General features: G+C 71.8%; 14 protein-coding genes. 13 read left to right on the top strand and 1 reads right to left on the bottom strand.

Annotation, left to right across the window (positions count from 1 at the left end):
• Window positions 1-100: 100 nt before the first annotated feature.
• From H297_RS0125440 to H297_RS0125400, 9 genes are all read left to right on the top strand, one after another.
• Entirely contained in the window at window positions 101-1,369 is a 1,269-nt protein-coding gene (locus H297_RS0125440; RefSeq protein ID WP_027739357.1) for a beta-ketoacyl-[acyl-carrier-protein] synthase family protein, read from the top strand.
• Window positions 1,366-2,586 (top strand): ketosynthase chain-length factor, encoded by a 1,221-nt coding sequence (locus H297_RS0125435; RefSeq protein ID WP_027739356.1) that lies wholly within the window; start codon window positions 1,366-1,368, stop codon window positions 2,584-2,586. The genes H297_RS0125440 and H297_RS0125435 overlap by 4 nt, the downstream gene beginning before the upstream one ends.
• A gap of 39 nt (window positions 2,587-2,625) precedes the next feature.
• Window positions 2,626-2,883, top strand: a complete 258-nt coding sequence (locus H297_RS0125430) for an acyl carrier protein (RefSeq protein WP_027739355.1) — start codon at window positions 2,626-2,628, stop codon at window positions 2,881-2,883.
• A gap of 8 nt (window positions 2,884-2,891) precedes the next feature.
• Window positions 2,892-4,586 (top strand): carboxyltransferase subunit alpha, encoded by a 1,695-nt coding sequence (gene accA, locus H297_RS38350; protein WP_486589661.1) that lies wholly within the window; start codon window positions 2,892-2,894, stop codon window positions 4,584-4,586.
• Between the two features lies 1 nt (window position 4,587).
• The gene (locus H297_RS0125420; protein WP_051352169.1) at window positions 4,588-5,118 is read left to right on the top strand and encodes a biotin/lipoyl-containing protein; all 531 of its coding nucleotides are present in this window, start codon (window positions 4,588-4,590) and stop codon (window positions 5,116-5,118) included.
• Window positions 5,119-5,124: 6 nt separating this feature from the next.
• Entirely contained in the window at window positions 5,125-6,510 is a 1,386-nt protein-coding gene (locus tag H297_RS38345) for an acetyl-CoA carboxylase biotin carboxylase subunit (protein ID WP_037795423.1), read from the top strand.
• Complete coding sequence (locus tag H297_RS0125410; RefSeq protein WP_027739353.1) at window positions 6,507-7,580, top strand: glucose-1-phosphate thymidylyltransferase; 1,074 nt, start codon at window positions 6,507-6,509, stop codon at window positions 7,578-7,580. Before H297_RS38345 ends, H297_RS0125410 begins: the two co-directional genes overlap by 4 nt.
• A complete protein-coding gene (gene rfbB / locus H297_RS0125405) occupies window positions 7,577-8,542 on the top strand; it encodes a dTDP-glucose 4,6-dehydratase (RefSeq protein WP_027739352.1) in 966 nt (321 codons plus the stop codon). Before H297_RS0125410 ends, rfbB begins: the two co-directional genes overlap by 4 nt.
• A 150-nt stretch (window positions 8,543-8,692) precedes the next feature.
• Window positions 8,693-9,505 carry an AfsR/SARP family transcriptional regulator gene (locus H297_RS0125400; RefSeq protein ID WP_064744877.1) on the top strand — a complete coding sequence of 271 codons (813 nt, stop codon included), beginning with the start codon at window positions 8,693-8,695 and terminating at the stop codon, window positions 9,503-9,505.
• 171 nt (window positions 9,506-9,676) lie between these two features.
• Here the strand turns inward: H297_RS0125400 and H297_RS38340 are convergent, their stop codons facing one another.
• The gene (locus H297_RS38340; RefSeq protein WP_037795421.1) at window positions 9,677-10,711 is read right to left on the bottom strand and encodes a methyltransferase; all 1,035 of its coding nucleotides are present in this window, start codon (window positions 10,709-10,711) and stop codon (window positions 9,677-9,679) included.
• Between the two features lie 152 nt (window positions 10,712-10,863).
• On the opposite strand from H297_RS38340, the gene H297_RS0125390 reads away from it, so the two are divergent.
• The 4 genes from H297_RS0125390 (at window position 10,864) to H297_RS38335 (ending at window position 14,467) form a co-directional block, all read left to right on the top strand.
• Entirely contained in the window at window positions 10,864-12,087 is a 1,224-nt protein-coding gene (locus H297_RS0125390) for an FAD-dependent monooxygenase (protein ID WP_027739350.1), read from the top strand.
• Between the two features lie 6 nt (window positions 12,088-12,093).
• Window positions 12,094-12,879 carry a cyclase family protein gene (locus H297_RS0125385; protein ID WP_027739349.1) on the top strand — a complete coding sequence of 262 codons (786 nt, stop codon included), beginning with the start codon at window positions 12,094-12,096 and terminating at the stop codon, window positions 12,877-12,879.
• Window positions 12,880-12,884: 5 nt separating this feature from the next.
• On the top strand, window positions 12,885-13,952 hold the full coding sequence (locus tag H297_RS0125380) for a methyltransferase (RefSeq protein ID WP_078514589.1): 1,068 nt from the start codon (window positions 12,885-12,887) through the stop codon (window positions 13,950-13,952).
• Window positions 13,953-14,014: 62 nt separating this feature from the next.
• A complete protein-coding gene (locus H297_RS38335) occupies window positions 14,015-14,467 on the top strand; it encodes a nuclear transport factor 2 family protein (RefSeq protein WP_037795418.1) in 453 nt (150 codons plus the stop codon).
• The last annotated feature ends 33 nt before the right edge of the window (window positions 14,468-14,500 follow it).

Below are 14,500 nucleotides of genomic sequence, written 5' to 3'. Positions count from 1 at the left end.
AGCTCAAACCTTCCACTTGCGTTCGAGGGCGGCTCAAGCGGTGGACCGAATGCTGCGTGCGACAACGTCGAAACCACTTCAGATATCGGGGGATGCTGTGATGGCCCGAGACGTAGTGATAACCGGGATGGGCGTGATCGCTCCGGGTGGCATCGGCGTCAAGCCCTTCTGGGACCTGCTCGTCTCCGGCCGTACCGCGACCCGCGGCATCACTCACTTCGACGCCTCACCCTTCCGGTCCGCCATCGCCGCCGAGTGCGACTTCGACCCGCGGGCCGAGGGGCTCACCGCGCAGGAGGCCCAACGCCTCGACCGCGCCGCCCAGTTCGCGGTCGTCGCCACACGTGAGGCGGTCGCCGACAGCCGTCTGGAGCCCGGCGAGTGCGAACCGCACCGCACGGGCGTGACGCTCGGCAGCGCGGTGGGGTGCACGACGAGCCTGGAGCGCGAGTACGTCCGGGTCAGCCACGGCGGGCGCGACTGGCTGGTCGACCCCGACCAGGCGGTCCCGCACCTGTACGACTACTTCGTGCCCAGCTCGATGGCGGCCGAGGTGGCATGGGCGGTCGACGCCTGCGGCCCGTGCTCGGTGGTCTCGACGGGCTGCACCTCCGGCCTGGACTCGCTCGGACACGCCGCGCGCCTGATCCAGGAGGGCTCGGCCGACGTCATGATCGCGGGCGGCAGCGACGCCCCCATCTCACCGATCACCGTCGCCTGCTTCGACGCCATCCGGGCCACCACACCGCGCAACGACGAGCCCGCCACGGCCTCCCGGCCCTTCGACCGCACCCGCAACGGCTTCGTCCTCGGCGAGGGCAGCGCCGTCTTCGTCCTCGAGGAGCGCGAACGCGCACGTGCCCGCGACGCCCACGTGTACGCGAACGTCGCCGGGTTCGCCTCCAGGTGCAACGCCTTCCACATGACCGGACTGCGGCCGGACGGCAAGGAGATGGCCGCGGCCATCGGCTCGGCCCTCGACGAGGCACGGCTGCCGGCCGAGGAGGTGAGCTACATCAACGCCCACGGATCGGGCACCAAGCAGAACGACCGGCACGAGACCGCCGCGTTCAAGGCGGCACTGGGCGAGCACGCCCGGCGCGTCCCGGTCAGCTCCATCAAGTCCATGGTCGGCCACTCCCTCGGCGCGATCGGCTCCATCGAGATCGCCGCCAGCGCCCTGGCCATCGAGCACGGCGTGGTCCCACCGACCGCGAACCTGCACGAGCCGGACCCGGAGTGCGACCTGGACTACGTGCCGCTGACGGCGCGGGAGACGCCACTGGACGTCGTCCTCAGCGTCGGCAGCGGGTTCGGCGGTTTCCAAAGCGCGATGGTGCTCACCCGGCCCGGCCGGAGCCAGTCGTGAGCGGGCCGGTGGTGACCGGCCTGGGCGTCGTCGCGCCCAACGGCATGGACACCCAGCAGTACTGGAAGGCGACACTCGCAGGACGGGCCGGGATCGGCCGTATCACCCACTTCGACCCCTCGCGCTACGCGGCCACCCTCGCGGGCGAGATCCGCGGATTCGACCCGGCCTCCCGGCTCCCGGGACGGCTGATCCCGCAGACCGACCACTCCACACGGCTCTCGCTCGTGGCCGCCCAGGAAGCGCTCGGCGACGCCGGCATGGACCCCCGAGACCTCCCCGAGTACGCCGCGGGCGTGGTGACGGCCAACAGCGCCGGCGGGTTCGACTTCGGGCACCGCGAGCTGGACAACCTGTGGCGCAAGGGGCCCGCACACGTCAGCGCCTACCAGTCCTTCGCCTGGTTCTACGCGGTCAACACCGGCCAGATCTCCATCCGGCACGGCCTGCGCGGAGCAAGCGGCGTCCTGGTCGCCGACCAGGCCGGCGGACTCGACGCGATCGCCCAGGCGCGCCGGCTGCTGCGCCGCGGCTCCTCGGCCGTGGTCACCGGCGCCGTCGACGGCTCGCTGTGCCCCTGGGGCTGGATCGCGCAGACGGCCACCGGCCGGCTGAGCCCGGCCCAGGACCCCGCGCACGGCTACCGCCCGTTCGACGAGGAGGCGAGCGGGTTCGTGCCCGGGGAGGGCGGAGCCCTGCTCGTCCTGGAGGACGAGGCGGCCGCACGCAAACGCGGCGTACGCACCTACGGCACGGTGCTGGGCCACGCCTCCACCTTCGACCCCCGGCCGGGAACCCGCCCGGCCGGTGCCCCCTCCTGCCTGCGCAGGGCCGTCGAACTCGCCCTCGCCGACGCGCAGGCCGAGCCCGGCGACATCGGCGCCGTCTTCGCCGACGCCGCGGGCGTCGCCGAACTGGACGAGGCCGAGGCCGCCGCCCTCACCGAAATCTTCGGCCCCTGGGGCGTGCCGGTGGCCCTGCCCAAGACGATGACCGGCCGCCTGTGCGCCGGAGCCGGTCCTTTGGACGTCGCCACCGCGCTGCTGGCGCTGGGCGACGGAGTCCTTCCCCCCTCGGTGCACACCCGACCGTCCCCCCGCTACGAACTGGACGTCGTCGCCGACCGCCCCCGTGAGCTGCGCATGGACGCGGCCCTGGTCATCGCCAGGGGGCTGGGCGGCTTCAACTCCGCGATGGTCGTGGGCGCCGCCCGCTGAGGGCACGCCCGTCCGCTTGCGAACACTGGAGGTTTCGCGATGTCCGAACTGACGTTGGAGGAGCTCGCCCGGATTCTGCGGGTGTGCGCAGGAGAGAGCGAACGTCCGGTGGTGGACGTGCAGTTCGCCCAGACGCCGCTGGCCGACCTCGGATACGACTCGCTCGCCGTCCTGGAGACCGCGGCACAGCTGAAGCGGGAGTACGGCGTGGATCTCTCGGACGAGGAGGTCAGCGAGGCCGAGACCCCCGGCAGACTCCTGGAGCTCGCGCGGCGCCGGCTGGCCGCGGCCTCATGACCGTCGCCGTGACGACCGGGCCGCAGGCGGACAGCTGGTGGCTGTGCGACCACTGCCGGCATCCGGTCTACCGCAAACGGCTCGCCCGCACCCTGGGCGTGTGCCCCGACTGCGGGTACCACCGGCGGCTGGGCGCGCAGAAACGCCTCGAGCAGCTGTTGGACGGAGGGACGGGCACACCCCTGGACGTCCCCGAGGCCGGGGGCGACGTGCTCGGCTTCGTCGACACGCGCCCCTACGGCGACCGGCTCACCGAGGCCAGGGCGCGTACGGGCCTGCGCGAGGCGGCCGTCGCCGCACGCGGCAGTATCGGCGGGGCCCCCGCCGTCGTGGTCGCCATGGACTTCGCCTTCATGGGCGGCAGCCTCAGCGCGGGCGTGGGCGAACTGATCACGGTCGCGGCCCAGGAGGCGCTCGCGCAGCGCCGCCCGCTGGTGCTGGTGTGCGCCTCCGGCGGGGCACGGATGCAGGAGGGGCCCGTCTCCCTGATGCAGATGGCCAGGACGAGCCAGGCCCTGCTCGGCCTCGACGAGGCGGGCGTGCCGACGGTCTCGGTGATCACCGACCCGGTCTACGGGGGCGTGGCGGCGTCGTTCGCCACCCTGTGCGACGTGATCGTCGCGGAGCCCGGTGCCCGGATGGGCTTCGCCGGGCCGCGCGTCATCGAGCGGACCATCGGGCAGAGGCTGCCGGACAACTTCCAGCGCGCGGAGTTCCTGCTCGACCACGGCCAGGTCGACGTGGTGGCCCCGCGCGCAGAACTGCGCGAGACCCTCGGCCGGGTGCTGCGGGCGCTGAGCGGCGGCACACCGGCGACAGCCGAGGAGGAGGACGATCCGCCGGCGGACGTCCTGGTCACCGACCCGGCCGAGCTCCCGGACAGCGACCCCTGGCAGGCCGTCCTCGGGGCCCGCAACCTTCAGCGCCCGACCGCCCTGGACTACGTCGACCTGCTCGTGGAGGACTTCCAGGAGTTGCACGGCGACCGCCTCGGCGGCGACTGCCCGGCCATGGTGGGCGGAGTCGGCTTCTTCGGCACACGGCCCGTGATGGTGGTGGCGCAGCAGAAGGGGCACACGGCCCGGGAGCTGCACGAGCGCAACTTCGGCATGCCGGTGCCGGCCGGCTACCGCAAGGCGGCGCGGCTGATGCGGCTGGCCGCCAAGACGGGCCTTGCGGTGCTGACGCTGGTCGACACCAGCGGCGCCTACCCGGGAGTGGAGGCCGAGAAGAACGGGCAGGCGGCGGCCATCGCCGAGAACCTGCGCCTGATGGCGGGGCTGCCCGTGCCGATCGTCGCGGTCGTCGTCTCCGAGGGGGGCAGCGGCGGCGCGCTGGGCATCGCCGTGGCCGACCGGGTGCTGGCCCTCAGCAACGCCGTCTACTCGGTCATCAGCCCGGAGGGCTGCGCGGCCATCCTCTGGCGGGACGCGGCCGCCGCGCCGCTCGCCGCCCGTGAACTCGGCCTGCACGCACGCGAACTGCTCGCCCGCAACATCGTCGACGGTGTGGTGCCCGAGCCCGACGGGGGAGCGCACCGCGACAGCCGGGCCACCGCCCTGCGGCTGGCCGGGGCCGTGCGGCCGCTGTTCGAAGAGCTGAGCCGGTTGTCCACCGACGAGCTGCTCGCCGGCCGAAGAGCCCGCTTCCGCGGGTTCGGGGGCCGGCGGGACGCCGGTGGCCGGCCGGCGGAGAGGTACTGAGATGCACACTGTCCACGACAGCAACACCGGCCTGGACGGCCTGCTGGGCGACGGCCGTGACGAGACCCTCGCGGCCCTTCCGGCCGTCCTGGAGTCCGCCAAGAACGGCATGGCCGAACTCCTGGCCCAGGCCCCCTCGCCGCCCAGCGCGGTCCGCCTCAGCATCGGGCCGGTCACGGTCGAGATGGACTTCGCGCCCGCCGCCCCCGTGGCCGCAGGGCAGACCGAGCCCGCGCAGCCGGCCCTCGCACCCCCCGCCCGCACCGCCCCCGCAGACGCACAGCTCGACCACGTGCACGCCACCATGGTGGGTGTCTTCTACCGGGCGCCCGAGCCGGGTTCCAAGCCCTTCGTCAGCGAGGGCGCGACCGTCGTGCCCGGCCAGCAGATCGGGATCATCGAGGCGATGAAGCTCATGATTCCCGTCGAGGCGGACCGGCACGCGACGATCGGGGAGTTCCTGCAGCCCAACGGGGCCCTGGTCGAGTACGGCGACCCGCTGTGCTCGCTCATCCCCCCGGACGGGCGGTGACGGGCCGTGTTCGATACGGTTCTGATCGCCAACCGCGGTGAGATAGCGCTCCGTGTGGCCCGCGCCTGCCGCGAGATGGGAATACGGGTCGTGGCCGTGCACTCCACGGAGGACGAGGAGAGCGAGGTCGTACGCTACGCCGACGAGTCGGTCCGTATCGGCCCCGGATCCGCCCAGCTGAGCTACCTCAGTGTCCCGGCCATCGTGGAGGCCGCCAAGCGCACCGGCGCCGACGCCATCCACCCCGGCTACGGGTTCCTGTCCGAGAACGCCGACTTCGCCGAGGTGTGCGAAGCCGAGGGCATCACCTTCATCGGCCCGCCGGCGGACGTCATCGCCGCACTCGGCGACAAGGCGACCTGCCGCGTACTGATGGCCGACACCGGACTGCCGCTGCTGCCCAGCACCCTGGAGCCGGTCGCCTCACCCCGCGAGGCCGAACGCCTCGCCGCCGAGATCGGCTACCCCGTCGTGGTCAAGGCGGTGGCCGGCGGCGGCGGCCGCGGGATCGGGGTGGCCCACACCGCCCAGGAGTTCCCGGCCGTCTTCCGGGACACCCGGCGCCACGCCCGGGCCGTCTTCGGCGACAGCCGGGTGTACCTGGAGCGCTACCTGCCCTCCGCCCGGCACGTCGAGGTCCAGGTCCTCGCCGACCGGTACGGCAACGTGATCCACCTGGGCGACCGCGACTGCTCGGTCCAGCGCCGCCACCAGAAACTCCTCGAGGAGGCGCCCGCTCCCGGCATCGAGGCGGAGGTCGTCGCGGCCATGGCGGACCAGGCGGTGCAGGGCGCCAAGGCCGCCGGCTACGTCGGTGCCGGCACCTTCGAGTTCCTCTACGACGGCAGCGGGCGCTTCTACTTCATGGAGGTCAACTGCCGTATCCAGGTGGAGCACCCGGTCACCGAGATGATCACCGGCATCGACCTCGTGCAAGAGCAGCTCTGGGTCGCGGCGGGGCATCCGCTGCGGCTGTCCCAGCAGGACGTGGAGGTGCGGGGCGCCGCGGTGGAGTGCCGGGTCAACGCCGAGGACACCGCACGCGACTTCGTGCCCACCGCCGGCACCATCGACGAGCTCGCCTTGCCCTCGGGCCCGTTCGTGCGCGTCGACACGCACGTACGCGCCGGATCGCGGATCTCGGTCTTCTACGACCCCCTGCTGGCGAAGGTCAGCGTGTGGGCGCCGGACAGGCAGCGCGCCGTCTCCCGGATGGACCGGGCCCTGCAGGAGGTGCGGGTGGAGGGCGGCGGCGTACGGACCACGACCGGATTCCTGCGGGAGATCGTCGCCAGCCACGAGTTCCGCGCCGCGGAACACGACACGGGCCTGGTGGCCCGGCTCTCGAACGGGCCGGCCCGGGCCGCCACGTCACAGGGGAGGACCGCATGAAAGCGCTCGTGCTCTCCGGCGGTGCGGGCACCCGCCTGCGTCCCATCACCCACACGGTCGCCAAGCAGCTGGTCCCGGTGGGCAACCGGCCGGTGCTCTTCCACGTCCTCGACGCCGTCGCCGCGGCCGGCATCACCCAGACGGGCATCGTCGTCGGCGACACCCGCGCGCAGATCCAGGAGGCCGTCGGCGACGGCTCCCGCTTCGGGCTGGAGGTCGGCTACCTGTGGCAGCGCGAGCCGCGCGGGCTGGCGGACGCGGTGCGCGTCGCCCAGGACTTCCTCGGCGACGACGATTTCGTGATGTACCTCGGCGACAACATCGTCTTCGGCGGGATCGGCGAGTTCGTCGAGCGCTTCCGCGCCCGGCGCCCGGCCGCCCGGGTGCTGCTGGCCCGGGTCGAGCACCCCCAGGCGTTCGGGGTGGCCGAAATCGCCCCCGACGGCCGGCTGACCGGGCTGCAGGAAAAGCCCCAACGGCCGCGCAGCGATCTGGCCGTCGTGGGTGTCTACGCCTTCAGCCCCCTCGTCCACAAGGCGATCGCGGAACTGGAGCCCTCCGCCCGCGGCGAGCTGGAGATCACCGACGCCCTCCAGTGGCTCATCGACCACGGCCAGCGCACCGAGGGCGACATCCTCACCTCCTACTGGAAGGACGCGGGCAACGTGCCCGACATCCTGGAGGCCAACCGCCGCATGCTGCGCACGCTCCAAGCGCGGGAAGCGCGGGGCGCCCAAGAGGCGGTCGACAGCACCTTGTGCGGCCACGTACGTGTCGAGCCCGGGGCACGGATCGTGGGCTCCACGGTCGTCGGACCCGCGGTCATCGGCGCCGGCGCCACCGTGACCAACTGCCGGATCGGCCCCTACACCTCCGTCGCGGAGGGCTGCCGGATCACCGACAGCTGGGTCCGCGACTCGATCATCATGCCCCGCGCCTCGATCACCGGGGTGCATTCCGTGGAGTCCTCGCTCATCGGCCAGGACGCGGAGATCGCGCACGCTCCACGGCGTCCGGGCGCGCACCGCCTGGTGCTCGGGGGCCGCAGCAGAGTGGAGATCGCGTCATGAGCGCACAGCGGATCCTGGTCACCGGAGGGGCCGGTTTCATCGGCTCCCACTTCGTGAGGGCGACACTGGCCGGCGAGTATCCGGCCTACCGGGGCGCCGAGGTGACGGTGCTCGACAAGCTCACCTACGCCGGCGACCCGGACAACCTCCACGGCCTGGCATGCGAGTTCGTGTGGGGCGACCTGTGCGACCCGAAGCTGCTGGCGAGCGTGGTGCCGGGACACGACCTGGTGGTCAACTTCGCCGCCGAGTCGCACGTCGACCGCTCGATCACCGGCCCGGAGGAGTTCGTACGCACCAACGTGCTCGGCGTGCAGGCGCTCCTGGACGCCTGCCTCGCGGCCGGCACTCCGCGTATCGTGCAGGTCTCCACGGACGAGGTGTACGGCACCATCGACGCCGGCTCCTGGAGCGAAGACGCTCCGCTGCGGCCCCGCTCGCCGTACGCGGCCTCCAAGGCCGGCGGCGACATGGTGGCACTGGCCTACGCGGTCACCCACGGCCTTCCCGTCTCGATCACCCGCTGCGGCAACAACTACGGGCCGAGGCAATTCCCCGAAAAGATCATTCCGCTGTTCGTCACGCGGCTGCTCCAGGGCAGCAAGGTGCCGCTTTACGGCGACGGGTCCCACGTGCGCGACTGGATCCACGTGCGCGACCACTGCCGGGGCGTCCAGCTCGTCGCCGAGCGGGGCGAGCCCGGCGAGGTCTACCACATCGCGGGTACGGCCGAGCTGTCCAACCGCGAGCTGACCGCGCGTCTGCTCGCCGCCTGCGGGCGCGACTGGGACCTGGTCGAGCACGTGGCGGACCGCAAGGGGCACGACCGCCGCTACAGCCTGGACGACGGCAAGCTGCAGGCGCTGGGCTTCGCGCCCCGCATCGGTTTCGACGAGGGACTGGCGCAGACCGTCCGCTGGTATGCCGAGCACGTGGTACCGGAGGAAAACGGACGCTCCTGAGAGATGTGTGGGAGATCTGAAAAACCTGTGACACCAGAGGTAGATGTAATTGGCACCGCATGCTAATCTCGCCTATCTCGCGATCGTCTCGGATTGCCTTAGCAGCGTTGTCTGCGGGGGTAGTTGTCTTTGGCTTCTGGGGGTAACAGCGTGAAGTACGGGGTGCTTGGCACGTTAACGATCAATGACATCGAAGTCGCAGAGGTTCTTACGGCTCCCAAGCCTCGAAGCGTCCTCGCGATGCTGATGCTGGAGCCCGGCCGTGCGGTTTCCACGGCCTCACTCATTCAGGAACTCTGGGACGAACGTCCTCCACGCAGCGCCTCGACGACGCTGCAGACCTATGTGCTCCAACTGCGGCGCATGTTCCGTAATCTGCCCTCGCCGCACGCGGAACGGCGCGGCGAGACCCTGGTGACCAAGGTGCCCGGTTACCAGCTTCAGGCCGACCAGGCGGAGCACGACCTCAGCGGCTACGGACAACTCATCGAACAGGGCCGCAAGTCGCTCGGTCAGGGCGACAACGAGCGGGCCGCGGGGTTGATCACCCGGGCACTGGCGATGTGGCGCGGTGCCCCGCTCAGCGACGTCAGACCGGGCCCGCTGCTGTATCCGCAGATCTGCGGCCTGGAGGAGAGCCGACTCGAGGCCACCGAGATGCTCATCGAGGCGAAGCTGCGGCTCGGCCGGCACCGTGAGGTGCAAAGCGAGCTGACGGTTTTGGTGGCCAGCCACCCGTTGCACGAGGGAATGCGCATCAAGCACATGCTGGCGCTGTTCTGGGCGGGCCGACTGTCGGCCGCGCTCGACTCGTTTCACGAGTACCGCAACATGCTGGTTTCCGAGCTCGGCCTGGAGCCGTCGCCTCGGATATGCGGCGTGCAGCAGTCGATGCTGTGTTTCGACCCCATGGCCGATTCACTGGCCATTCTCCACCGGGTCGCCGAGGGGGCTTCCTACTGATTTCCGAGAATTAGGTGCGCCGGCCATCGGAATTGTCGTCACGCGGTGGCGGCGTCACTGTTCCGAAAATCGGGCACCCGGTATTCCGCGGCCCGTTCGGGAACTCGTCCCGAACGGGCCGCGGAATACCGCCCTCCGCCCGGACCCGGTGGTCCCGTATACGGCAGGGCCTCAGCTTCCGGGCGCGTGCGCGGCGATGCGGCTGTCCATCACGTGCAAGTACGGCCCGGCCTGCCGTACGCCGGTGACCTCCAGGCCGGCCTGGGCCATCAAGTCCAGCAGCCCCTGCCGCAGGTGCTTGCGGCCGTCGACGTTGAGCAGCAACAGCAGGTCCATGGCGGTGGTGAAGCCCGTCTCCGGGCTGCCGTCCACCAGGTTCTCCACGACCACCACCCGGCCGCCCGGACGCGCCGAGGCGGCCACGTTGCGCAGGGTGTCCACCGTCGCGGCGTCGTCCCACTCCAGTACGTTCTTCAGCAGGTAGACGTCGCCCTCCACGGGCACCGACACACGGCAGTCGCCGGCCACCAGCTCGCACCGCCCGGCCAGCGGCCCGCCCTCGCGCAGACGCGCATCGACGTCCTCAAGGGCGCCGGGCAGGTCGAACAGGGCGCCCTGCAACTGCGCATCGTGTTCCAGGACGGTGGCGATCAGGTCGCCGTGACCGCCTGCGATGTCGACCACCTTCTGCGGGCCCCGCAGGTCCAGCACCTTCGCGAGCGCCGCCGAGGAGAGCCGGCTGGCCTGCGTCATGGCCCGGTTGAACACCTCGGCCGACTCGGGCGCGTCCTCGTAGAGGTAGGTGAAGAAGTCCTTGCCGTGCGCCTCGGCGAAGCCGCCCTTGCCGGTACGTACGGCCTCGGCGAGCCGGGGCCACACCTGCCAGGTCCACGGCTCGGTGGCCCACAGCACCATGTCGCGCAGGCTGCGCGGGCTGTCGGAGCGCAGCAGGCGGGAGACCGGGTTGTGCACGTAGCGGTCACCGCGGGTAGCGAAGACGCCCTGCGAGGTCAGGGCGCGCAGCAGTCTCTCCAGCGTGCCGGGCTCGACGTTGGCCGCCCGCGCGAACTCCGGCACGGTGGCGGGCTCCTCGCCCAGCGCGTCGGCCACACGCAGTTCGGCGGCGGCACGCAGGGCGGCGGCACCCCCCGCGGCGAGGGCGAGTCTTCGGACGGTCGTCACGGCTTCGAGCGCGGGATCTGTCATGGCCGCAGCATCACCAACGGGCCTGGAAGCCGGCTGGAACGGTACTCGAAGCCGCCCGGCCGGGCCGCTCCGTACCGGCTCCAGCGGCGGTCGAGCAGGCCGGGACATCGTGGGCGCTCTGCCCGGCCTGTCATCAGCCCAAGGGGACCGTCGTGGAGGACGAAACAGACATCTGCGTGGTCGGAGGCGGCCCGGCGGGCATGACGCTCGCCCTGCTGCTGCTCAGGTCCGGACTGCGCGTGACGGTGGTCGAGCGCAGCGCCTCGCTCCAACGCGACTACCGCGGCGAGATCCTGCAGCCCGGCGGCCTCGCCGTACTGGACCAGGCCGGGGCTCTGGAGGGCGCCGCCCGGCGCGGCGCCTACGTGCTGGAGCGCTTCCGGCTCGTCGAGCGCGGCCGGGAACTGATGTGCTTCGACTACCGCCGGCTGCGCTCCCGGTACGACTACCTGCTCAGCCTCCCCCAGGCGCACCTGCTCGCCGAACTGCTCAAGCTGTGCGGACAGTACCCGGGCTTCGTCCACCTCACCGCCCGCGTCAACGGCCTGCTGCACCAGGGCGACGCCGTGCGCGGCGTCCGGGCGAGCGCCGGAAGCCGAAAGTACACGGTGCCGGCCCGGTGCGTGGCCGTGGCCGACGGCAGGACCTCCCGGGTACGCCGGCTCGCGGGCATCGGGCACGTCCGCCACGACGTCTTCGACCAGGACGTGGTCTGGTTCCGGCTGCCGGCGGCCGAGCGGCTGTCCGAGGTACGGGTCAACCGCGCCGGCGGCAGCCCCGTACTCGCCTACGACTCCTACCCCGACACGCTGCAGGTCGGCTGGCTGCTGCCCAAGGGCCAGTGGAAACAGCTCTCCCCGCTCGGCATCGGCGAGGTGCGCCGCCGTATCGCCGGCGCCGCCCCCGACTTCGCCGAGACGGTGGAAGCGAACCTGCGCAGCTTCGCGGACATCTCCCTGCTGGACGTCTTCGCCGCCACCGCCGACCGGTGGGCCACAAACGGCCTGGTACTCCTCGGAGACGCCGCACACACGCACGGCCCGCTCGGGGCACAGGGCATCAACCTCGCCGTCCAGGACGCGGCGATCCTGCACCCGATCCTCACGGCCGCGCTGAGCGAGCAGGACGTGAGCGCCGCGCGGCTCGCGCAGTTCGAGAGGCTGCGCCGCCCCCACATCGACGCGGTCGTGAAGTTCCAGGCCGTGCAGAGCCGGATGATGCTCTCCGCCGACAGCGTGGCCTCGTTCCTGCGGCCACAGCTCGCCCGCCTCGTCATGCGGACCCCCCTCGGAGCCCGCATCACCCACCGCATCGCCTTCGGCGCGCCCGGCATCCGCGTCGCCGACAACCTCTTCACCCCGACCGGAAGGAAATGAGCGCGGATGAGACTGGTCGACCTCTCATCGCCCGTGGACGCCGAAGGCTGGGAGCCGGAAAGCGTCACACACGAGATCACCACGCCGGCCGAGGGCGCCGTGCACATGGCCACCGAGATGCGCGAGCACTTCGGCCTCGACTTCGACCCGACCGTGCTCGACGACGGTGAACTGCTGTCCATCGACACGCTGCGGCTCACCTCGCACACCGGCACCCACGTCGATGCGCCCGCCCACTACGGCACCCGCGCCTCCTACCGGAAAGGCCCCCCGCGAACGGTCGACGAACTGCCGCTCGACTGGTTCCACCGCCCCGGCGTCGTACTCGACCTCACCGCTGCCCGCCCCGGGGCCGTCGGCGCAGACCGGATCCAGGCCGCACTGGACCACACCGGCGCCCAGGTGGCCCCCCTGGACATCGTGCTGCTGAACACCGGGGCCGACCGCTGGGCCGGCACCGAGAAGTACTTCACCCACTTCGCCGGCCTCGACGGGGACGCCGTACACCTGCTCCTGGACCTCGGCGTGAAGGTCATCGGCACCGACGCCTTCAGCCTCGACGCCCCCTTCGGGAACATCCTGCGCCGCTACCACGAGACCCGGGACCGCTCCGTGCTGTGGCCCGCCCACTTCGCCGGCCGTGACCGCGAGTTCTGCCAGATCGAACGCCTCGCCAACCTCGACCGGCTGCCCCCGCACGGCTTCACCCTCTCCTGCTTCCCGGTGAAGATCGCCAAAGCGGGGGCCGGCTGGGCCCGGGCGGTCGCGTTCGTCGATGACAACGAAGGCTGAGTGACATGACCCATTCCCCGACCCGCAGCCACCAGACCACCGCCTACTCGCCGGTCGACCTGCCCGAGATCGACACCCGTCAGCGCCTGATGCTGCTGGCCAACGGACAGCGCTTCTCCGCCGTCGTGTACGCGCTCGCCGAGCTCAACATCGCCGACGAACTCGCCAAGGGACCGCGGCCGGTCCGCGAACTGGCCGCCGCCGTGGGCGCCGAGGAGGCCGCGCTCTACCGCCTGCTGCGCTGCGCCGCCCTCGTGGGCGTCTTCGAGGAGCGCACCCCGCGCAGTTTCGCGCTGACACCCCTCGCCGAGGGCCTGCGCACCGACCTGCCCGACGGGGTGCGCGACGCCGTGCTGCTCGACGGCTCGGACTTCTTCTGGCAGTCCTTCGGCCGCATCCTGCACTCGGCGCGTACCGGCCGTCCCGGGTTCGAGGCGGCGCGGGGCATGCCGTTCTGGGAGTTTTTGGAAGGCGACGACACGGCCGGCCGGGTCTTCGACGACGCCATGACCACGATCAGCCGGCGCCTGGGCGGGCTCTACCTGGACCGTGTCGACTTCTCCCGCTTCCCGCTCGTCGCCGACGTGGGAGGCGGCCGCGGCTACTTCCTCGCCGAACTCGTGCGCCGCACCCCCGACGTGCGCGGAGTGCTCTTCGACCGCCCCCAGGTGACACGTGCGGCGGCAGAACTGCTCACCGAACGCGGGGTGGGCGACCGGATCGAGGTGGTCGGCGGCGACTTCTTCACCGACCCGCTGCCGCGCGGCTGCGACGCGTACGTACTCAAGACGGTGCTGCACGACTGGCCGGACGAGAAAGCCGTGCAGATCCTGCGCCGCGTACGGGAGGCCATCGGCGACTCGCAGGGGCGGCTGCTGGTCCTGGAACAGGTGGTGGCGCCCGGCAACACCTGGGACACCGCCAAGTTCCTGGACGTGGACATGCTCGTGGTGATGGGCGGCCGGGAGCGCAATCTCGACGAATGGCGTGAGCTGCTCTCGGCGGCCGGCTTCGCCCTGGACGGCGATCCGGCCGTGGGCGACTGGGCCGTACTGGAATGTCTCCCGTGCTGAACGGCCCGGCCGGCGCGGCCGGCACGCGGCCGGCGGCGGAGACCGTAGCAAAAGGAGAATCGATGAGCGGCAACACCACCGGGGCGGGACAGACGCAGGCCGCACTGTACGCCGAGGTGCAGCAGTTCTACGCACGCCACATGCAGCTCCTCGACAGCGGCCGGGCCCAGGAGTGGGCCGACACCTTCACCGAGGACGGCAAGTTCGCACCCGAGCACAGACCCGAGCCCGTGGTGGGACGCCGTGCGCTGGCCGAAGCGGTGCGCACCGCCCACAAGGCGCTGGTCGAGGCGGGCGAGGTGCGCCGGCACTGGCACGGCATGGTCGCGGTGCAGGCGGCCGGCGACGGTTCGGTGCACGTGCGCTGCTACGCGCTCATCTTCGGCACGGTCCTCGGCGGCACGGCCGAGCTGAAGATGAGCTGCGTCTGCGAGGACGTCCTGGTGCGGGAGGCCGGCGAGCTGAGGGTACGCACCCGGCGGGTGACCAAGGACGGCATGGCCGCCCCCGCCTGAGAGGCCACCGCACAGGCGGGAAGGGCCCCGGGG

The sequence above is a fragment of the Streptomyces sp. CNT360 genome (assembly GCF_000424785.1).
Note: the sequence above shows the minus strand (reverse complement) of the source record. Positions and strands in the feature narration are given on the sequence as shown.